This window comes from Pontibacter pudoricolor (genome assembly GCF_010092985.1).
GTDB lineage: Bacteria > Bacteroidota > Bacteroidia > Cytophagales > Hymenobacteraceae > Pontibacter > Pontibacter pudoricolor.
The window spans coordinates 24,909-47,188 of sequence record NZ_CP048106.1; the positions used below are offsets into that span (position 1 = coordinate 24,909).

Genomic DNA, 22,280 nt, shown 5'->3' on the forward strand with positions numbered 1-22,280 from the left:
TTATATGTGCTATAGTTTCTCTTTTGTCATTTCGAACAAAGTGAGAAATCTGAGTGCTATAGTTGACTGCTTTACTATCCGAACCAAGCATTTCTTCTATAGTTACATCTAATCCTGGGAGCTCTACTTGCCTACAGTTCTATAGTTTGCTTTGGTGCCCTCACGGCCGGGAGGCCCCGTCTTCGGGCATCGCGCTGCGCGAATCTCTTTTGCTCGTGCCTCGCAATGCCTGTCGGCACCAGACATTCACAAGGCGCTCAACCCAAAGACTGTGATCAGTTCGATAGTAACTGCATTATCAATAGTTTGAGAAGCTATAGTTGCATCGCCTTATCGTGGTCGTAATTCCGTAGGGACAGGTCGCGACCTGTCCGTGGATGGGCTGAAACTATAGAACGGTAACTCAAACTATAACTATAGCAGAAAGTCCCCCTTCGAAGGGGGCAGGGGGATGACAAACGGAAACTATAGCAACTTCAGAAATTCCCCTCCTGGGAGGGGTAGGGGTGGGTTAAAACCGCAACTACAGAACTATAGCGTAAATTATAGCTTTGCAGAATTGTCCCCCTTGAGGGCAGGGCCGTTTCACTCTTTTAATTCAACCTCTTTAATGCCCTCGCTCGCGTCCCGCGAGTGTGAGCTACTTAGTGGCGTCCCGCCACTTATGCCGCAGGCACAGGTTAAAGCGGCCAGAGTCCGCAGGTAATTCACACTCGCGGGACGCGAGCGAGGGCAAGGACATAAAACATTAACAGTGTATAGCAGAATTGTCCCCTTGAAGAAAAGTGTGAACGGGAATTCGAAAGTTGAGAGCCGGGCTCAACAGGGTGTGTCAAAAGGCAACTATAAAACTATAGCCACCAACTATAACACCAGCCGAAATTCCCCTCTCGGGAGGGGCAGGGGTGGGTTAGCAATAGACCGGAACTAGAAGTACAGAAACTGGCGTGCGATGTGCAAGCTGCCGGGGTTTAATTCCTGAAATCTTAAAAAGGAGCATTATGAAAGATGCGTCAATACATTTTATTCAGTTGTTCCGACATTCTGCCGCGTTCTGCTTACCAAATACACTCCCGCAAAAATCAGCAGGGCATAAATCCCTTTCTGTAGGGTAAAAACATCTTTCCCGAAACCGATAGCCACAACTATAGCCATAAGCGGCTGCAGGTAAATATAAGCGCCCACCAGTGACGGATTGGCATAGCGCAGTGCCCAGGTATTGAACAAGTAAGCAACTATAGTTACAGCCAGCACCATAAACACGATCGCCCACCATATCTCCGTAGGAAACGAACTATAATCCGGAGCCAAAACCTGGTTAAAACCGAAAGGCACAACTATAAGGGCACCTACAGCAAAGATGCGGCTAACTATGGTAAAAGCATTGTACTTCTGCATCAGTGGCTTAACCAGCACCAGGTACAATCCATAGCTTGCAGCGTTTAAAATGATGAGCAGGTCGCCCCACAAATTACCGGTAGCAGCTTCGCCGCGAGATGTATAGATCAGCAGAAAAGCACCCGAACAGGCCAGTACGATACCGCCCACCTTGCGCAAACTTACCCGCTCCCGCAACAGAATAGCAGAAAAAATGAGCACAATGATCGGCACTATGACCATAAGCAGCGCCGCGTTAATAGGAGAGGTGAGGTTAAGGCCACCGAAGAAACAGAGTTGGTTGATGGCGATGCCGGTAATGCCACAAAGTACAGACCGCATGTTATCGGCCCAGCCTACTATCTTTTCTTTTACCACCAGCCGCGAAAATATTCCGAAAAAGATTGCCGCCGACACTACCCGGATCACGATAAGGCCATAAGGACCTACATAATAAGGCATTACTTCTTTGGCTATGCTATAGTTACTGCCGTATATTAGGGCCACCAGGAAAAGCGCTCCGTGCACCTGTACTTGTTTACTCATGTTGCAAAGGTACGCGCTAATTAAATTTATACCGTATAAAGACGACCTGCAAACTATACTATAACTATGGATGGTATTAAAAAAATGCCTGTAACAGCCAGAAGGGCTCTGGAAGTAATGGGCCTTTTCTTTCTGGGATGGGGAATTGTGCTGGCAAAAGGACTGCTGGCCCCGTTACTGATGGCGTTTTTTATGAGCATTATGCTGTTGCCGGTGTTTCAGTTTTTTAAACGTCGTAAGTTTCCCGAAGTGCTGGCTATAGTTATAAGCCTGCTGTTGCTGGCCATCGTATTCGGTGGTATTATCTGGTTTTTTGCCACACAGATCGGTGCCCTGATCACAGATTTTCCAACTATAAAGCGGAACGTTACCAACCATTTGAGTGCGCTTAGTGCCTGGTTAGAAGGTATAACTCCGTTCTCAACAGCCGAACAGTTAAATTTTATAAACGAACAAAGCAACAAACTGCTCGACTATGCTGCTGGTTTGCTGGGTGGTGCTGCCGGCTCCGTTACATCTCTGGTGGTTTTCCTGGCCCTGCTGCCGATCTATATTTTTCTGATTCTGTTTTACAAAAACCTGTTACTGCGTTTCGTATTTCTGTGGTTCCCGGAAGAGAAGCATGAAAAAGTTGAAGAAACCCTGCGGGAGATGAAAGTGATCATCAAAAGCTACCTTTTCGGGCTGCTGATACAGGTTACCTACATGACCATTCTGCTTGGAGGAATTTTGCTGATCATCGGGATAAAACATGCCCTGCTAATAGGCCTGATCTTCGCTTTCCTGAACCTGATACCCTATGTTGGGGCGTTGCTGGGTAATATTATCGGTGTGCTGTTAACGCTGGCTTCCTCATCAGAACTATGGCCTATACTTACGGTGCTGGGTGTAATTGCCGGCGTACAGTTCCTGGATAACAATATCCTGATGCCGCGCATTGTAGGTTCCAAAGTAAAGATAAATGCACTGGCAACTATAGTAGGTGTGGTTGTGGGCGGCGAGATTGCCGGTATTGCGGGTATGTTTTTGTCGCTGCCGATCATCGCGGTTTTGAAAGTAGTGTTTGACCGTACCGATGACTTTAAGCAATGGGGTGTTTTGTTTGGCGATGAAAACCCGGAACACAGCCCCATGACCGAGCCCGCCATGCGCGACGACAGCGAAGCAACACGGGAAGAGCTTGAACGGGAAAATAAGATAGAACCGCCAAATGAGGGCTGACAAACTATAGCTTTACCTTCTTTGTTATCAAATCCGTAACTTTGCTTTAACCCTTAACAGGTAAACTATAGCGTAAATGATTCACCCGAACATACCGTTGGCCGAGCGCATGCGGCCCCATAATTTAGATCAGTATTACGGACAAAAGCACCTGGTTGGCCCCGATGGTATTTTGCGTCGTTACATTGAGGGCGGCGTTATACCAAGTATGATTTTGTGGGGACCTCCGGGCGTAGGAAAAACCACGCTGGCAAACATTATTGCTAACCAGATGAAGGTGCCTTTTGTAGCATTAAGCGCTATCAACTCCGGCGTAAAAGACATCCGTGAAGTAATTGAGCAGGCCAGGAAACGACAGGGGACAGTACTTTTTATAGATGAGATTCATCGCTTTAATAAATCGCAGCAGGATGCCTTGTTGGGTGCTGTAGAAAAAGGTACTGTTACGTTGGTTGGCGCTACAACTGAAAACCCATCTTTCGAAGTGATATCGGCGTTACTGTCGCGTTGCCAGGTGTACATACTCAAGCACCTGACCAAAGACGAGCTGATAGAGCTGGTTGATAAAGCGCTGGAACAGGATGAATGGTTACGCCACCGTAAGGTCAGGATAGAAGAATACGAAGCACTGTTAACAATATCGGGAGGAGATGCGCGAAAACTTTTGAATTTACTGGAGATTGTGGCTGAAGGTGTGCAGGGCGCGGACGAAGTTATAGTTACCAACGATCTGGTAAAGCAGGTAGCGCAGCAGAATATTGTGATGTATGACAAGTCCGGTGAGATGCACTACGACCTGGTTTCAGCATTCATCAAATCTATCCGTGGCTCCGACCCGAATGCGGCAGTTTACTGGCTTGCCCGCATGATAGAAGGTGGCGAAGATCCGAAATTTATTGCCCGCAGGTTGCTCATCGCCTCTTCTGAAGATATCGGTCTGGCCAACTCCAACGCATTGTTAATGGCAACTTCGTGTTTCCAGGCGGTGCAGATGATCGGTTACCCGGAAGCGGAAATTATACTGTCGCAGTGCACAGTTTACTTAGCAACTTCGCCTAAAAGCAATGCATCTTATAAAGCCATTAAAACAGCCCGGCAAATGGTGCAGCAAACCGGGAACCTGCCTGTTCCGTTACACATCCGGAATGCGCCAACCAAGCTGATGAAAGAAATAGGCTACGGCAACAACTATAAATACGCCCACGACTACGAAGGCAACTTTGTAGAGCAGGAATTTATGCCGCAAGAGCTGACCAACACCGCTTTTTATGACCCCGGAAACAACGGCCGCGAAGTAGAAATGCGCAAGCAACTACAAGCCCAGTGGGGAAAGAAATACAGATACTAGAGAGTTAGAAAGTTTGGAAGTTAGAAGGTTAGAAAGTTAAAGAGTTAATGAGTTTAAAAATTAAAAGGTATAGTTGTAGAGCCGCAATACGTTGCGTCTTATGTAAGAAGAGCCTGCCATTCAACAATTAACTATCAATAATTAACACGAAACAGCTTTCTAACTTCCAAACTTTTTAACTTTCTAACTAAAAACGTTTGTCTATACAATAGGGGGGTTGGTCGAGTAAGGAGAAGGCTATTGAACTATAAGCTTTAATTTCGTTTATTGTAGTAGGAGAGCGATCTCCGTTAACAAATTGATAATCACACAAACCCTGATATGTTACAATTCCTGAAATATGTGCTGGCAACTATAGTTGGCCTGCTCTTATTCTCCTTAATCAGTTTCCTGATCATGTTCGGCATTATTGCCAGCGCTGCATCTAAAGATGAAGTGAGCATCGTGGAAAACTCTGTTCTGGAGCTTAAACTGGATAAACCTATTGCTGAGCGTGATCCGCAGGACCCGTGGCAGGAAATTGGTTTTGCTTTTGGTGGCTTCTCCAGCACCGATGGCCTTGACCAGATAAAAGCATCTATCCGCAAAGCTAAAACCGACGACAACATTAAAGGCATTTTCCTGAATATGCGTTTCGTGGATGGCGGCATGGCCAAACTGGAAGAGATCCGTAACGAACTGATCGATTTTAAGAAGTCCGGTAAGTTCATTGTTTCTTATACCGACCTGTCGCAGGAAAAAGCCTATTACCTGGCTTCTGTAGCTGATAAGATCTATGTGAACCCGCTGGCAACTATAGAGTTTAACGGCATGAGCTCTGAAGTGTACTTCTTTAAAGGTACCCTGGATAAGCTGGACATTAAACCGCAGATATTTAAAGTAGGGGAATTTAAGAGCGCTGTAGAGCCTTTTTTCCTGGATAAGATGAGCGAGCCGGCACGCCTGCAGATGCAGTCTTTCCTGAACTCCATTAACGATTACCAGTTGCGCAACATTGCCAAATCACGCAACAAATCTTACGAAGAACTGAAGAACATTTCGGATAACCTGCTGGTACGCGATGCGGATGATGCCAAGAAATATGGCCTGATTACAGATGTTGGGTACTACGACGAAGCCATTGCTTACCTGAAAGAAAAATCAGGTGTAAAAGCAGATGGTAAACTGGAGTTGGTACAGCTGTCGAAGTATAAAAAAGCAGAGGGCAAAAAAGAGTCAAATACATCTAAGAATCGAATAGCCGTAATTTATGCCGAAGGCGATATAGTGGATGGCAAAGGCGACGATGATGAGATCGGTAGCGAGCGTTTTGCAGAAGCTATCCGTAAGGCCCGCATGGATGACAAAGTGAAAGCGGTGGTATTGCGCATCAGTTCTCCGGGCGGTAGCGCACTGGCTTCGGATGTGATGTGGCGCGAAATACAGCTAACCAAAAAAGTGAAGCCGGTAATAGCCTCTATGTCTGATGTGGCGGCCTCTGGTGGCTATTACCTGGCCATGGGCTGCGATACGATTGTGGCGCACCCGAACACCATTACCGGTAGCATTGGCGTATTTGGCATCATCCCGAACATACAGGGCTTTATGAACAACAAGCTGGGCATAACCATAGATAACGTGAAGACCGGCAAATACTCTGATATACCAACGCTTACCCGCCCTATGACGGAGTTTGAGCAGGAAGTAGTGCAGCGCCAGATCAACCAGATCTACGATGTATTCACTAAAAAAGCAGCACAGGGCCGCGGCATGACGCAGGATAAACTGAAGGAGTATGCATCGGGTCGTGTATGGTCTGGCTCTGAAGCTAAAGAGCGCAACCTGGTAGACGTTTTCGGTGGCCTGGAAACAGCCATTGAAATTGCAGCAGCCAAAGCCAATATTAAAGACGATTACAGAATTACCGAATTGCCGGCACGTAAGTCTTTTTTAGAAGAGCTGATGGGCGATGCAGGCAAGCAGGTAAAAGAAGCTCAGGTAAAAGCTGAACTTGGCGAACTATACCCGCTTTATAACATGTACAAAAAAGTAGAGCACATCCAGGGGATGCAGACGCGTATGCCCTACAACCTGAGCGTAGAGTAATAACGAATCTCTTAGAGTAGATCTATAGTTTAAACTGCCCTGGCTATTTTATAGTTAGGGCAGTTTTGTTTTCGGGGCAGGGTAAATTTTTGCAACTTGCCGGTAACTATAGTTCAGCCGGTTATAGTTTCGTGCCGGAACACCGTGATGAAAGTCATTTATTTTGAACTACAAAATCGCCTATTTCGCGTAATCAAATTCAATTAATCATTACTTCAGCTATTTAGAATAAAGCATTATGATGCAGCAACTACACGAAGCGAAAGCTTACATACAGCATAACACCGACAACTTTGCACCTGAATTTGGAATTATACTGGGCACCGGCCTAGGCGCTCTGGTAAAAGAGATAGATGTACAGTTTAGCCTGAACTATGCCGATATTCCGCATTTCCCGGTATCCACGGTAGAGAGCCACTCTGGTAAGCTGATACTTGGTACGCTGGCAGGCCGCCGTGTTATAGTGATGCAGGGCCGTTTCCATTACTACGAAGGCTATACCATGCACCAGGTAGTGTTCCCGGTTCGTGTTATGAAGTTGCTGGGTGTTCAGAAGCTGTTTGTATCTAACGCATCGGGTGGCCTTAACCCGGAATACAATGTAAGCGACCTGATGATCCAGACAGACCACATTAACCTGCAGCCATCTAACCCGTTGCTTGGTCCTAACCTGGATGAGCTTGGCCCGCGCTTCCCGGACATGAGCGAAGCCTACGACCGCAAAATGGTGCAACAGGCTGTTGAGATTGCCGCTAAAGAAGGATTTACAGTGCGTACTGGCGTTTACGCTTCGGTGCCAGGCCCGATGCTGGAAACACTTGCCGAGTACAGCTACATCCGTACCATTGGTGGTGATGCGGTAGGTATGTCTACGGTGCCGGAAGTAATTGCAGCGCGCCACATGGGGGTTCCTGTTTTTGCGGTTTCGGTTATTACAGACATGGGCACGCCGGACAGAATTAAGAAAGTTATCCTGAGCGATATTTTGGATGCAGCCGCTGTAGCAGAACCACGCATGACCAGACTGATCCGTGAACTGATCGCGATCCAGTAAATACAACTATAGTTTCACAAAAGGCCCGGACTAATCTTTAGCCCGGGCTTTTTGTTTAACTGAACTGCAGATGATAGCGCGAGCCTCTTTGATATGAATTGCTTTGGTTTGCGACCTGTGTTTTTTATAGTTGCCTTCTATTCCTGGTCATCCCGAGCATTAGGCGAGGGATCTTATGTACTCTATAGCTGCTGGATTTACCCCATCCCATCCTTCCCCTAAAAACAGGGGAAAGAGCCTGGCTATCGTTCTATAGTTTACTTCCCTGTCATTTCGAACAGCGGGAGAAATCTGAGTTCGATAGCTATAGTTATTACAACTGGAAACAAGACGCAACATATTGCGTCTCTACAATCCCAAATCCCAATTTGTAGGGACAGGTCGCGACCTGTCCGATCTTGGTCTGTAACTATAATACTACAACTGTAACTATAATGAACTCAGATTTCTCCTTGCGTCGAAATGACAGGTGGGGAGGCAGTAGCAGAAAAGCCCCCTTTTGAATGGGGCAGGGGATGCAAAACGGAAACTATAGAACTATAGCCGTAAACTATAGGAAAGGCAAAAAATCCCCTCTTGGGAGGGGCAGGGGTGGGTTAAAACGAGAACTATAGGACTAAAACTTCAAACTATAGCAGTAGCAGTTAAAGCTTCCCTCCTTGGACTACCGAGAAGCGATTTCGAAGGTAGCGAGCGTAGCTCTGAGGGATAGGGGTGGTTGGAGTAACGCCAACTATAAAACTATAAGTTGAACTATAGCAAAAGCCTCATCCCAGAAATCCCTTAATCCCGGTTCAGACAAGTCCTGTCCATTACGGGACAGTTGAGTTACAAACCCAACATTCACTCCAAGTCACGAGTCTGGAGACTCGCGCCAGCAGTACGAACACTAAAACTATAGTTCCCCCTTAAATTCCCTCTCCTGTTTTTAGGAGAGGGCCGGGGTGAGGTAAAATTTCAGCCAAGCGCATCCGCAGCAAAAAACTTTTATACCAAAGTCCTGAACTGACAGAGCCACTTATTTACTTACTGATGATTAACTTTTTTCTATCTAGCGCAATGTTGGTGAAAATGCCGAAGCCGCCTTGCAGGGATGATTTTACTTTCGCAGGTTGTGCAAACGGATTCCCGTTAGCATTCTTGGCGTCTTCAACAGACTGCAGGAAGTCGTAGTATTGTTTTTCGATGTTGAAAAGGGAAAGGATCAGCGTGTCACCTTCCTCATATTCATAAGCCGAGCCATACGATGTTTCTTTACCGTTGGTCAGTTCATCAGTAGTTACAAACTCACGCTCCGATTTGTGGCGTAGGCTGCCATGGTGGGTCACGTAGCGGTAAAAGTTTTTCGTGTTCGGGTCGTCCTGGAAAGTGGTAAGCAAATAGGCTTTATCCTTGTCGTTAAACTTCCATTCCACACTGCTGATAGGCACTTTTGGCATAACAGTAGTAAACCCTGTTACCTGTCGGCCTTTGCCATCTGTTACTTCAATACCAAATATTTCGCCGGGTTTGCCCTGCATTTTTGTGTAAGACGAATGGGTGTAATAGCTGTTCGTCCGGTTATTATATCCGGGTTTGTAAGTAAGTTTTACACGTTTGTCCTGGTAAGTGATATACACTTCAGCATCCGGAACTATGGGAGGTGTCGGGTCATCGAAATAGGAGGATGTCTCCAATACAGTAACCTGGAATGGTCTGCCCTGCTCCAGGTAACATTCTACTACCAGTTGGGGCTCGTGCGGAGGCAACACGATATCTATTTCTTTTTCCATGTTGCAGCCAACTATAAAAATCAACGGCAGCAGAAGTAAGTATAAAAAGCGGCTCATTAAAATCTGAAATTATAGGTAACGGAAGGAATAACCGGGAACAAAGAAACCTGCTTGGCCCGGAAGCCTATCGTCTGGTTCTCTTCCTCGTCCTTCAGTTGCTCGAAGTACACAAAATATGGATTTCGCCTGTTGTAGGCATTATAAGCGTTAAAGGTCAGGTCGGCTTCCCCGCGCTTTGGTTTTAATTTCCAGACAACGCCCAGGTCCAGCCTGTGAGAGGCATCTAACCGGAAACTATTGCGGTCTTCATAAATAGGCACATAGGTGGGTTCTTCACCTTCCACATCCTGGAAAGCAAACCGGGCAACCGGCAGCGAAAAAGCATTACCTGTACCATACACAAAAGCGCCGGTCAGGTTCAGACGTTTGCTCAGTTTGTGCAGCACTACCAGGCTCAGGTCATGGCGGCGGTCATAGCGCGTCGGGAAGCGTTTGCCATCGTTTATCTCATCAAACTGGCGATAGGTCCATGATAAGGTATAACCGAACCAGCCAGTGGTGCGGCCTTTTATTTTCTCGAAGTAGATCTCGTTACCGTAGCTTTCGCCTTTGCCAAACAGGAATTCATTCTCAAGACTATCATTCACAAACAGGTTGGCGCCATCCCGGAAATCGATCTGGCGGTGCATCCATTTATAGTAAGTTTCATTGGTAACAAGGTATTTCCCATTGCCAAACAAGTGACTGATGCCGGCTGCTACCTGTTGCGAGCGTTGCGGCTTTACGCGGGGCGTAGACGGAAACCAGATATCAGTAGGGAGCGAAGCACCGGAGTTGGCCAACAGGTGTATGTACTGCATCATGCTGGCGTAGCTCGCTTTAATAGTTGTTTTGTCAGATAAATTATAACGGGCCGCTGCACGTGGCTCTAAAGCAAAATAGGTCTTTCCCTGGCTGTTAAAGCCCGATACGCGCAAACCATAGTTAAAAGACAGCAGCGGGTTTATCGTAAAATCATCTGATAAATAGGCCCCGAACTCGCTTGCTTTATAGGTATTGCCGGAGCTGAAATTCTGCCTGGCGTCGTCGCTTTCGAAGTTTAGGCGGCCCACCGTAAAACTATGGTTTGTTGCCTGTGCCCCGAATTTTATAGTATGCTTATCGTCCAGTGCCCACACGTAATCGGTTTTTAAGTTGATATCTTTTACATCGGAGCGCAGGTTAAAACTAAACACATCTATCTGGTTAAGAATATTGTATTGGTAGCCGGTTACGGAGGCGGACGTGTTTGAAAACAAGCGTGTGTTATAGTTGTGGCGCCAGTTGATCACGCCCATGGTATTGCCCCAGTTAAACGCAAAACTAAAATCGGCATCATCATCGAACGTAAAAAAGTCGCGGCCAAAATATCCGCTAACTGTTATCTCGTCCCGGGGAGTGGGCTTATAGTTCAGGCGTGCGTTAAAATCATAGAAATAATAATCGGGGATGGGGTTATAGTCTTTGGTGTCTTCGTTCAGCTTATTTATAATGCGGGTAAAGGTATCCACATAGGTGCGGCGGCCCGAAACCAGGAAGGTCAGTTTGTCTTTTACGATGGGTCCGTCTAAACTTAACCTGGATGAGATAAGGCCAATACCACCGCTTGTACGCAGTTTTTCGTTGTTTCCTTCGCTCATCCGCACATCTAAAACCGAAGATAAGCGCCCTCCAAACTGAGCCGGAAACCCGCCTTTGTAGAGTTCCACATTGCGAACGGCATCGGGGTTAAATACACTGAAAAAACCGAAAAGGTGAGAAGGATTATAGATAACGGCATCGTCGAGCAGGACAAGGTTCTGATCCGGGCCGCCGCCGCGCACATACAAGCCCGACGAGCCTTCGCCGCCCGATTGTACGCCTGGTTTTAGCTGTAACGTTTTGATGAGGTCAACTTCCCCGAAAAGGGCGGGCAGTAGTTTTGCCTCAACGGTGCTGAGCTGTTCCACGCTCATGCGGTTATCCGTAAGTTTTTGCTGAAGCGAGTTGCCTTCTACTACCACTTCCTGCAGCCGGTTTTCGGTAGCCTGCAGGCTGATGTTTATAGTTTGGCCTGACGTGGTAACAGTTATAGTTTGCGTTATCGGCAAAAAGCCGATGTAAGTGGTTTGCAGTTCGTAGGTACCCGATGGCAGGTTTAAACTATAAAAGCCGTTTGCATCGGTTGTAGTCCCTATACGTAGTTGCGGTACTGAAACTGTAGCTCCGATCAATGCCTCGTTATCTGCTGCCGACCGTACTGTGCCACTCACCTGGAAACCCTGTGCAAACGCCGTAACTGTAAATAAAAGGAAGACAACCAGTAAAAAGAAACGGCAAAAGTTAAAGGGCATACAAACTATAGCTTGATAATAGAGTGCAAAATTAGATAATTCCCACAATAAGTAACTATACTTTTTGCCGGTTATTAAACAAACTTGCAGGTTTGGGTATTGTTCGAGCTATAAATTAAAAATTCGCAATATGTTGTATATCTGTATAGTTGTAAAGCAGAAGATCTGAAAATAGCCGGCGCGCTTACTGCTTTCCACTCATAGTTATGCCTGGCTTGGATTTATTCTGTTTTCAAGTTTAGCCATGCCTCGCGGAGCGCTTTTTGTTTTGGCGTAGCCTCCGGATCTGGTTGCAGGTAATGCGGTACCATGCGCTCCATTTGTTTTACTTTTGCCTTTAGCGTTACTTCTGTAGGTTTTGCGGTTTTGTTTTTGCGACTTACGGTTACTGTTACTTCATCACCAGGCTGCATTGCCTGTAAATCTTCGCCTATCAGCTGGCGGATATTGACAGGTGATATCTCGGTACCGTTCCATTTAATAAGCTGGTCGCCGTTTTTAAGCCCGAGCTCTTTTCCAAAAGCATCCATCCCTTCCGTAGATTCAACAATAATTCTGCCTGTTTCGGCATCGTAGCCTGGCACAAAGCCTCCGTAAGAGTTGATCATCTGCTTCGATAACGGCTGGTAAATAATACCGACCTTTCTGAAAGTTTCTTCCAGTGGGAGCGGCTCACTTCCCTCCACATACTGCGTAAAGAATCCGCGAATTTCGGGGTAGGTCAGCTCGGTTATCTTGTCGAACAGTTCTTCGTCTTTAAAGGATTTGTCCTTACCATAGGTCTTGCCCAGGTCCTGCATCAGGTCGCGCAGGCCGTATTTACCCCCAGACAGTTCGCGCAGGCGTACATCCAGCACCAACCCGATAAGCGCGCCTTTCTGGTACACGTTGCCATACTCTTTTTCGTACTTATCCAGTACATTGGCGCTCATTTCGGTAAACGGAAGCGTGTCGTTGTAGTAGGCTTTGGCAGTTGCAATATGCTCCTGTATTTTATTCAGGTAGGTGTCCAGGTCAATCAGGCCTTCATACACCTGCACATGCGACGCAAAATATTCGGTAACACCTTCGTACATCCACAAGTGTTCAGACATATCCGGGTTTATAAAATCGAAATTGCCGATCTGTTCGGAGTGTATAGTCAGCGGTGTTACAATATGGAAAAACTCGTGTGCTGCCACATCGCGCATGGTGCTGCTGAATTGTTCCTCAGGCATCTCAGGTAAATAATAAACCGATGACTTGGAGTGCTCCAGGGCGCCGTAAGAACCGGATTTACCAACGCGCTGCGGTACATAAACCAGGAACGCATACTTATCTACAGGTAGTTTGCCGCCCAAATAACTGCGCTGCGCTTCCAGAATATCCTTAATATTGGTAGCTATAGTTTGCGATTTTACTTTGCCGCTCGGGGAGTAAACAGATACCAGTACATCGGTTTCGCCTAAGTCGAGGACGGTGGTGTCAGGTCGGTTATACATCAGCGGCGAGTCGGCCAGCGTTACATAATCCGGCAGAAGGTAAGTATCTGTTGTAGCCGTTGTAGAGGTGGCAATAAGTGGCGTGGAACCATAAAAGCCATCCGGTTTAGTTATAGTTAGCTGGTAAGGTACTTGCTTCAGGCCGTCAAAATAACCCACAAACCCGAAGGTGTTCAGCAAAAAGTTCTTTCCGGCTTCGATGTTTGTGCCACCCGGCTCAAATATGGCTTCAGACTTCTTCGTGGAATCGAAAGTGTCATCAACCCAGTAAGTTACCTGATGCAGATCGTCGGCATTCTTTATGCGCCAGCGGTTGGTGTCCAGTTGCTCTACCGGTAACTTCTGTCCTTTTTTATCCAGGGCTGTGAACTCCGTTACAAAATTTCCGAAATCGGAGACCGAGTAGGTGCCCGGCACTATCTTGGGCATGTTGTAAATAAGTTCTTCCTGCTTCTGTTCCGGGGCCACTACGGTAACCTGCACCTTATCGTCTTTAACCTTTGTAAGATCCAGCGAAACTTTGTAGGTGTCACCGGCTTGTTCCTGAGAGGTTTGCGAAGTTTGTGCAGGGCGCGCAGATGAGCAACCCAATAGGGCAGTAAGGCTTAGCAGCAGGAGTGTTTTTTGTAATCTCATAGTTTATGTCGGTAACAGAAGCTCAGTATGAAGGGGCGGCGCTGAAAGTATAGTTGTAAAATGAGTTTATTAAGACAAAGTATAGACTCTATCCTTCCACCACATTTATGCTGCCCATGCCACCGGATACGTTTATAGTTAGCGTATGTTTGCTTTTGCCATAAGCCGCATTCTGGTAATAGCTACCGTTCTTTTTAAAACCATTCAGGTTTTTGCTGCCAAGCCCGGTCGGGTTCAGGCGCACGCCAACATTTTTAGGCAGCTTTAGATTTACTTCGCCAATGCCACCCGAAATATCAACCTGCACGTTGTGGTTCCAGTTGCCCGTCATATCCAGGTTCAGCTCGCCTACGCCGGCTGCAATTTCAACAACTTTTACGGTACTGCCTTTCAGGTTTATGTCGCAGCCCACGGCTCCGGCTTCAATGTTTAGTTTCTGCAACCGGCTGTTGCTCAGGTCTATGTTAGATTTGCCAGCACCCATAGATAGCGACAGGTTAAGCGGCGTATTCCTGTTCAGGCTTACATTCCATTTGTTTTCGCCGGCGTTGTTATTACCGTTGTTGCTCTTCTGTTTTATAGTTAGGCTGGTGCTGCCGTTGCTGCGGGTTAAGTTTGTGCTGGGCTTCCAATCCTTCAGGTTATAGTTTACCTTCGTTTCAATCAATTGGGCGCTTCCGGTCTTAAGGGTCAGTTCACCGGCCGGAATCTCAATGTTTATGTTGCTTTGTTTGGTGCCATCCAGCCCTAACGTATGGTTAAATTTATGTGCATTCTGAGCCTGCAAGGCCAACGGGAATAATAGTGCTATACAATAAAGCAGCTTTTTCATATATCAGGGTTTAAGGTGATTGGTTAAACTATAGTTACTTATTGTGTTCGGATGGCTTTTACGGGGTCCTGCAAAGCGGCTCTTACCGCCTGGAAACTAACTGTAAGTAAAGCAATCGACATGGCAGCAAAACCGGCAACAGCAAATATCCACCAGCTCAGATCGGTGCGGTAAGCAAAATCCTGCAGCCATTTATCCATGCCATACCAGGCCACAGGTATGGCCAGAACTATAGCAATAAGTACCAGCAAGGCAAAGTCGCGGGAGAGGAGCAGCACGATACTTCCTGTGGATGAGCCCAGCACTTTCCGGATTCCGATCTCTTTGGTGCGTTGCTCAGCTGTAAACGATGCCAGGCCAAACAAACCGAGGCAGGCAATAAAGATAGTAAGGCCGGCAAAGTAACCGAATACGGTCAGCATTTTTTCTTCGGTGCGGTACTGTTTGTCAAAGTGCTCGTCCATAAAGAAATACTCCATCGGGTGCTTCGTATCGATAGCCTGCCACTTTTCCTGTATAAAGCGTATAGTTGCCGGCATGTTCTGCGGCTTCAGGCGCACCAGCAAATAACCCGACGACTCAGGTACAAGAGCAAGCACCAGCGGCTCCACTTTGGTATGTAATGATTTAATGTGGAAGTCTTTCACAACCCCGATCACTTTAGCGTCCCATTCTGCCATTTGTATCTTTTTCCCGATCGGTTCTTTCCAGCCCATTTTTTTTGCTGCCGCCTCATTTATGATCAGCCCGCCTTTCAGGTCGGTTTTATAGTTGCGGGAGTAATTACGGCCTTCTTTTACATCTATTCCCATCACATCTATAAAGTCATAGTCCACAAACATCACATCCATGGCATTTTGTAGGGTGGCCCCGTTCTTCTCCGCAAAAATCAATATGGTGCTGTTAGATTCAGCAGGTATATCCGCCGAATTGGAAACGCTTTCTATGTCTGGGTTGCTCAGCAGTTCCTGTTTTATGGTTGGCAGCTGCTTTACCAGCATCGAGTCGCCTACAGGTATATCAATAGCCAGTATCCGCTCTTTGTTAAAACCCAGGTCGCGGTTCTTTAAAAACTGCATCTGGCTGAAGACAACTATAGTTCCGATGATCATGATGAGCGAAATTGTGAACTGGATAACCACCAGCGTTCTTCTGAGCGCAGCGCTTCCGCCTTTCGGGCTTTTATCGGACTTTAGTACATCTACAGGCTTAAAACCCGACAGGAAAATAGCCGGGTAGCTGCCGGCAATGGCGCCAATAAACAGGATGATGGCAAAAAGGGCCAGCGAAACTTCAGGTTGTAAGAAGAAATTGGCATCGAAATGCTTGCCGGTAAGTGCGTTAAAGGTCGGGATAAGGATCTGGACTAATGCAAGCGCCAGCACCACAGCCAGCATCGTGATCAGGAGAGATTCGCCGATAAACTGCCCGATAATCTGGGAGCGGTAAGCACCCACCACTTTGCGCAGGCCTACTTCTTTAGCACGTTTGGCGGAGCGGGCCGTAGCCAGGTTCATGTAGTTGATGCTGGCGATCAGTAATAAAAAAACAGCTACTGCCGCAAAAATATAAATGTAGTTGATGTTGCCAGCCGGGGAAAGATCATCGGAATAAACGGTGTTGAAGTGAATAGAGGGCAAAGGTTGCAGCATGAAAGTCATGTTGGCAGCCAGCTCGTTTTCTTTTAACCAGGGGGTAACGTGGGTATCCGCAAATGTCTTCAGTTTTTCCTGGAAAGGGGCGATCTGAGATTTATCCCGCAGGAGCACATAGGTGTAGCGGCTCATGTGAAACCAGTGGTTATCATCAGTTATTATATCCTGGCGTTTGGTATCGAGGGTGCTGCGGGCTAAAAAAGCATTGGCCTGAATATGCGAGTGGCCTTTATCGCGAAACACGCCGGTTACCATGTAAGAATCGCGGCTGAACTTTAGTGCCTGGCCTATGGCCTGCTCAGCTCCGCCAAAATATTTGTCTGCCAGTTGCTCACTTACAACTATAGTCCGGGGCTCGTCCAGGGCGGTAGCTGGGTCGCCGGCCAGGAACTCATAATCAAAAACATGAAAAAAAGAGCTGTCGGCAAACAGCAGGTTCTCTTCGTTATAGCTTTTGTTTTTGTACCATACGGTTTGTTTGCGGGCATTGGCCAGTTGCGTTACACGCTCCAGTTCCGGGTAATCTTTTAAAAGGATTGGGGCAAGCAACGGAGGAGACAAGGCAAACTTATTTACCTGTCCTTCGTGCTCAATTTCGCCGGCAACCCTAACTATACGGTCGGCTTTACTGAAGTGGCTTTCATAGCTCAGCTCATCCTGCACATATAAAAAAATGAGCAGGCAGGAGGCGACGCCTAAAGCCAGCCCTGCAATGTTTATGGCAGCGTAGACTTTATTGCGGTAAATATTGCGGAGCGCAACCTTAAAGTAGTTCTGCCACATGCTTTCTCACGTTCAGGTTCTCTGTCACGATCTGTCCGTCGAACAGGTTAACAATACGGTGTGCATATTCGGCATCGGAAGGAGAGTGGGTTACCATTACTACGGTTGTACCAGCCTCGTTCAGTTCGGTCAGCAATGCCATTACTTCGCGGCCATGTACCGAGTCAAGGTTACCGGTTGGCTCATCGGCCAGAATCAGGCTTGGGTTAGAAACGGTAGCGCGGGCAATGGCGGCACGCTGTTGCTGACCACCTGATAACTGCTGCGGAAAGTGATTGCGGCGGTGTGCAATGCCCATACGTTCCATCGCTTCCATCACGCGTTTCTCAGTGTCGGTTTTGCTCACACCCAGGTAAGCCAGTGGCAGGCCGATGTTTTCTTCCACGGTCAGTTCGTCGATCAGGTTAAAGCTCTGAAACACGAAGCCCAGGTTCTGCTTGCGTATTTTGGCACGCTGGCGCTCGCCGGCATGTGTAATGTCTTCGCCTAAGAATTTGAATACACCACCCGATGGGCTATCCAGTAAGCCTAAAATATTCAGCAACGTAGATTTGCCACAACCAGACGGGCCCATAATGGCTACAAATTCGCCTTTGGCAATGCTTAGATCAACTCCTGCCAGGGCAGTGGTTTCTACAGTGTCAGTTACATATTTCTTCTGTAGCTGTTTGGTTTCGATGAGTAGTTCCTTGTTCATGAGATGGTGTAGCTTTAAATGTTTTTAGTTTTATTTTGTACTATCGGAGCGGAATTTATAATTGTTATATTGTTGATTGTTAAATTGTTGACTCGTGGTGTATTAACAATTTAACAGTTTAGCCATTTAACCATTACTTCAGTTCAAGTCGGTCAATGTCACCATAGCTGTCGTAGGATGAAACGATAACTTTTTCGCCGGGCTTCAGGCCATCAATTACTTCGTAATGATTCGGGTTCTGGCGTCCTAGTTTTATAGTTCGCTTCTCGGCAAAACCACCAGACTTGTCAACTACAAAAACCCAGTTGCCACCGGTGCTCTGGTAAAAGCCGCCGCGTGGTAAAAGTATGGCTTTGCCGCCATCATTCAGGTTTAGTTTCAGCTGCAGTGTCTGGCCACGGCGTATGCCTTCCGGTGTGCCTTCTGCAAACTCCATATCCACCTGAAACGTGTTGTTCTGTACTTCCGGGAAAACCTTGGAAACTTTTACTTTGTAGGTCTTGCCATTAAAATCAAAGCTGCCATCCAGGCCCGGGTAAACTCTTGAGATGTAGTGTTCGTCAATGTTTGCTTTTACTTTATAGCCATTCAGGTCGTCTACCTGGCCAATGTTCTCGCCTGCTGCTATGCTCTCGCCCACTTCAGCTTTTAAGGTTGATAACTGCCCTGTAAAAGGAGCCAGTACATACAGGTTGTTCAGGGTGTTGCGGGCCATGTTTATGTTAGCCTGCATTCGGTTTATCGATTCATCTAACTGGCGCAGGCGGTCGTCCATCAGTTTGGCATCCTGGCGCACGGAGCGTTCTCCGAGCTCCTTGCGGCGTTTCAGGTACTGGTAATTATCTTTCGATGCTTCGTATTCTTCTTTCGAAATAGCGCCTTCAGCTATCAGCATTTTGTTTCGGTTGTAGGTGCGCTGAGCAGTTGTCAGGTTATAGTCTGTTTCAGCCAGCTCGTTCATCTTGCGTATCTGGTCCTGCTTCATCAGAATTTCGGAGTTCTGGCGTTCATTCATCAGGTCGTACAGTTGCGTTTCGCGGGTCATGAAGTCGATCTGGAGCGTTGTGTTAGACAGTTTCAGGATCGTATCACCTTTTTCTACCATTTTGCCATCGTCGGTATAGATTTTTTCTACGCGCCCACCCTCCGTAATATCCAGGAAAAACGTCTTTAGCGGGTCAACAGAACCATCAACAGCAATAAACTCCTGAAAAATGCCTTCCTGCACATTGCCTATCGTTATGCGCTGTGCTTCTACATTTAGTTTAGAGGTATGCTCTGCGAAAAGAAGATTGTAAATTACGATTACCAGTACCAGCGTAACAGCAGCCATGATGGCAATTTTCTTAGGCGGGTACTTTTTTTTCTCTATTACGCGATCCATAGTTACAGGCAATTGTGTTCTTGTGATTTGGGTTAGTCAATATATGTGCCACTTTAGATAATATACTTGCAATCAGTGCTTTATGGTTATCTATAGTGTTGTGGCTATGTTTAGAGTGTTCGCAAACGAACAGTGCACTGTCTGCAACCGGACACTCCTGGGAAACGCACATGGGGAACTGCCGGAAACTGAGGGCAGAGCTTAGCTAAAGGCTGGCAGACAGTTTGATTTTTTGCATAAAAAAGACTTACATTAGTATATTCAACAGAGTTCACTACCTTATAACTATGAGTAAAATTGCCTGCCACGTATTAATTGTAGATGATGAAGAAGATATCTTAACGGCCGGCAGGCTACTGCTGAAACAACATTTTGCATCAGTAAAAACCACTTCCGACCCTTACCAGATACCCGCCATACTTGCCGCATCGCAAATCGGTCTGGTGTTACTGGATATGAACTATAGCGCCGGGGCTACCAGCAGCAAAGAGGGGCTGCACTGGCTCAAGCAAATAAAACAACTGGACCCCAAAGTAACCGTTATTCTGATGACAGCTTATGGCGACATTGAGCTGGCTGTACGTGCCCTGAAAGAAGGCGCTTCCGATTTTGTACTGAAACCCTGGCGAAACGAAAAACTGGTAGCCATCCTTAAGACTGCCTGTCAGCAAATCCTTGACCGAACTATGGTCAGTGCCTCAAAATCAACGGTGTATTCAACTTTCCATTACGGCGGGTTTATTGGCGTATCGCCGGCTATGCAGCGGGTGTATCAAACGATTGATAAAGTAGCTGCCACCGATGCCAATGTGCTGATTTTAGGTGAAAATGGAACAGGCAAGGAAGTAGCGGCGCGGGCATTGTACCAGAAATCAAGGCGCGCAACCAGGGCTTTTGAAAAAGTGGACCTGGGTGCCGTCAGCGAAACATTATTTGAAAGTGAGCTTTTCGGTCATGCCAAAGGTTCGTTTACAGATGCCAAAGAAGACCGGGTTGGCAGAATGGAAGCAGCGGATGGCGGTACGTTGTTTTTAGACGAGATCGGGAATTTATCGCTGGCATTACAGGCGAAGCTTCTGTCTGTGTTACAGAACCGCCAGGTGATAAGGCTCGGCACCAACAAACCACGACCTATTGACATCCGCCTGATCTGTGCTACCAACATGCCCTTGTATGAGATGGTAAAACAGGGCACTTTCCGCCAGGATTTGCTGTACCGGATCAATACTGTTGAGATACAACTGCCGCCCTTGCGCGAGCGAAAAGAAGATATAAAGTTGCTGGCCGAGCATTTTCTGCAATTATACAGCAGGAAATATAACCGCGAAGGCCTGACGATGAATGCCCGGACGCTACACCGCCTTGGTGCTTACCACTGGCCCGGCAATATTCGCGAACTGGACCATGCCATGGAGCGTGCCATTATACTTTGCGATGCGAATGAACTACAGGAGGAGGACTTTTACTTTGCACCGGGCAACGACAGAACACCAGCCGCAGGTACCATCGAGCCTTTGCGTAGTCCGGCTTTATCGGAGGGCGATTATACGTTGGAAGCACTGGAAAAACTGATGGTACAGAAAGTGCTTGTAAAGCATTCCGGTAATATTACGCACGCTGCCAAAGAACTGGGCATAACCCGAACCGCCCTCTATCGCAGAATTGAGAAACATGGGCTTTAATAAATTCAGGGCGAAACTGTTGCTGCAGGTTTGCCTGGCTATGCTCAGTATGATAGCCCTTATAGTTGTGCTGTTCCGCACCGACTGGTATATAACGGCTTTCTGTGTTGGTGTGCTGCTGTGCATGCAACTATACTCCCTGATCCATTTTGTAGAACGCACCAACCGCGACATCACCGGCTTTCTCGAATCTATCCGCCATTCCGACTTTACACAACGCTTCCCTGAGAAAGCAGGCGACCAGACATATAGCCATCTGTATAAATCATTTAATGAGATATCCGACTCTTTCCTGAAAATAAAAGCAGATAAGCAGGCTCATTATTTATACCTGCAGGCTATAGTGGAGCACATCGGTATTGGCATACTTTCGTTTGATGCCGACGGAAATGTGCTGTTGCTGAACCATGTGGCCAAAGAACTATTACACCAACCACACTTTACCAACATTAAGAACCTGGACCGTGTAAGCGAGGAATTGCTGGAAGCACTGCAACGCATAGGTAATAACGAGAAAGCTTTAATTACACTGAAGCTTAACCACGACCAGCTTTTGTTGTCTGTGCATGCTACGGTACTGTTATCGCAGGGAAAAAGTATAAAGATCGTGTCGCTGCATAACATTCAGGCTGAGCTGGAGGAGCAGGAAGTACAGACCTGGCAAAAAATGATACGCGTTCTGACCCACGAGATCATGAATTCTATGACGCCGGTTATCTCGCTTACATCAACGGTAAACGCTATTTTGGAAGGGGAAATGGAAGCGCGCCAGGGCGGAGAGCCGTTAAGCGAAGAAGCCCTGGAGGATATACAGGATGGCCTGAGAACAATAGAACGGCGCACAACGGGCATGCTGCATTTTGTAAAGAACTACCGACGCCTGATGCGCCTGCCATTGCCTGAACTGCATACTATAAGCATAAATAACCTGCTCCGTGATGTGCATACACTCATGAAACCCGATTTTGAAATGGCGCATGTAGCGCTATTCACTTACCTTGCCCCCTCTGACATCACGCTGGAAGCCGACCCCGAACAACTGGAACAGGTACTCATAAATCTGCTGAAAAATGCCATGGAAGCCTGCAGGCAAAGTTCTGACCCGAGCGTGGAAGTAGTAGCTTATGCAGACGATACCAACAAATACAAGGTCCGCATAGAAGTGCGCGACAATGGTTCCGGTATTCCTGACGAGGTGCTGGACAGGTTATTCATTCCTTTTTATACCACTAAAAAACAAGGTTCCGGTATAGGGTTGAGCTTGTCAAAACAGATTATGCGGCAGCACGGTGGCAGCATCAGGGTTAAAAGCAAAGCCGGCGGACCAACCGTGTTTACGCTGCAGTTGTAGGGGA

General features: G+C 47.0%; 14 protein-coding genes. 6 read left to right on the forward strand and 8 right to left on the reverse strand.

Features of this window, described 5'->3' with window-relative positions; translation table 11 throughout:
- Positions 1–1,023 precede the first annotated feature (1,023 nt).
- Positions 1,024–1,923: a DMT family transporter gene (locus tag GSQ66_RS00130; protein ID WP_162425594.1), complete on the reverse strand. Its 900-nt coding sequence runs from the start codon at positions 1,921–1,923 to the stop codon at positions 1,024–1,026.
- Between the two features lie 66 nt (positions 1,924–1,989).
- On the opposite strand from GSQ66_RS00130, the gene GSQ66_RS00135 reads away from it, so the two are divergent.
- From GSQ66_RS00135 to GSQ66_RS00150, 4 genes are all read left to right on the forward strand, one after another.
- Complete coding sequence (locus GSQ66_RS00135) at positions 1,990–3,144, forward strand: AI-2E family transporter (RefSeq protein WP_238395757.1); 1,155 nt, start codon at positions 1,990–1,992, stop codon at positions 3,142–3,144.
- A gap of 76 nt (positions 3,145–3,220) precedes the next feature.
- A complete protein-coding gene (locus tag GSQ66_RS00140; protein ID WP_162425595.1) occupies positions 3,221–4,492 on the forward strand; it encodes a replication-associated recombination protein A in 1,272 nt (423 codons plus the stop codon).
- A gap of 321 nt (positions 4,493–4,813) precedes the next feature.
- Positions 4,814–6,577: a signal peptide peptidase SppA gene (sppA, locus tag GSQ66_RS00145; RefSeq protein WP_162425596.1), complete on the forward strand. Its 1,764-nt coding sequence runs from the start codon at positions 4,814–4,816 to the stop codon at positions 6,575–6,577.
- A gap of 238 nt (positions 6,578–6,815) precedes the next feature.
- Positions 6,816–7,631 (forward strand): purine-nucleoside phosphorylase, encoded by an 816-nt coding sequence (locus tag GSQ66_RS00150; RefSeq protein WP_162425597.1) that lies wholly within the window; start codon positions 6,816–6,818, stop codon positions 7,629–7,631.
- 1,022 nt (positions 7,632–8,653) lie between these two features.
- Here GSQ66_RS00150 and GSQ66_RS00155 read toward each other — a convergent pair.
- The 7 genes from GSQ66_RS00155 to GSQ66_RS00185 form a co-directional block, all read right to left on the reverse strand.
- On the reverse strand, positions 8,654–9,460 hold the full coding sequence (locus GSQ66_RS00155; RefSeq protein WP_162425598.1) for a DUF4249 domain-containing protein: 807 nt from the start codon (positions 9,458–9,460) through the stop codon (positions 8,654–8,656).
- Positions 9,460–11,775: a TonB-dependent receptor gene (locus GSQ66_RS00160; protein ID WP_162425599.1), complete on the reverse strand. Its 2,316-nt coding sequence runs from the start codon at positions 11,773–11,775 to the stop codon at positions 9,460–9,462. The genes GSQ66_RS00155 and GSQ66_RS00160 overlap by 1 nt, the downstream gene beginning before the upstream one ends.
- Positions 11,776–11,996: 221 nt before the next feature.
- Positions 11,997–13,892 (reverse strand): M61 family metallopeptidase, encoded by a 1,896-nt coding sequence (locus GSQ66_RS00165; RefSeq protein WP_162425600.1) that lies wholly within the window; start codon positions 13,890–13,892, stop codon positions 11,997–11,999.
- 88 nt (positions 13,893–13,980) lie between these two features.
- On the reverse strand, positions 13,981–14,724 hold the full coding sequence (locus GSQ66_RS00170; protein WP_162425601.1) for a toast rack family protein: 744 nt from the start codon (positions 14,722–14,724) through the stop codon (positions 13,981–13,983).
- A gap of 38 nt (positions 14,725–14,762) precedes the next feature.
- Entirely contained in the window at positions 14,763–17,162 is a 2,400-nt protein-coding gene (locus GSQ66_RS00175; protein ID WP_162425602.1) for an ABC transporter permease, read from the reverse strand.
- A complete protein-coding gene (locus tag GSQ66_RS00180; RefSeq protein WP_162425603.1) occupies positions 17,143–17,859 on the reverse strand; it encodes an ABC transporter ATP-binding protein in 717 nt (238 codons plus the stop codon). The genes GSQ66_RS00175 and GSQ66_RS00180 overlap by 20 nt, the downstream gene beginning before the upstream one ends.
- Positions 17,860–17,992: 133 nt before the next feature.
- Positions 17,993–19,243, reverse strand: coding sequence for an efflux RND transporter periplasmic adaptor subunit (locus GSQ66_RS00185; RefSeq protein ID WP_162425604.1), 1,251 nt, complete (start codon positions 19,241–19,243; stop codon positions 17,993–17,995).
- 287 nt (positions 19,244–19,530) lie between these two features.
- Between GSQ66_RS00185 and GSQ66_RS00190 the strand changes: the two genes are divergently transcribed.
- Both GSQ66_RS00190 and GSQ66_RS00195 read left to right on the forward strand, forming a co-directional pair.
- Positions 19,531–20,925 carry a sigma-54-dependent transcriptional regulator gene (locus GSQ66_RS00190; protein ID WP_162425605.1) on the forward strand — a complete coding sequence of 465 codons (1,395 nt, stop codon included), beginning with the start codon at positions 19,531–19,533 and terminating at the stop codon, positions 20,923–20,925.
- Positions 20,915–22,276 carry a sensor histidine kinase gene (locus GSQ66_RS00195; protein ID WP_238395758.1) on the forward strand — a complete coding sequence of 454 codons (1,362 nt, stop codon included), beginning with the start codon at positions 20,915–20,917 and terminating at the stop codon, positions 22,274–22,276. Before GSQ66_RS00190 ends, GSQ66_RS00195 begins: the two co-directional genes overlap by 11 nt.
- Positions 22,277–22,280: the final 4 nt, after the last annotated feature.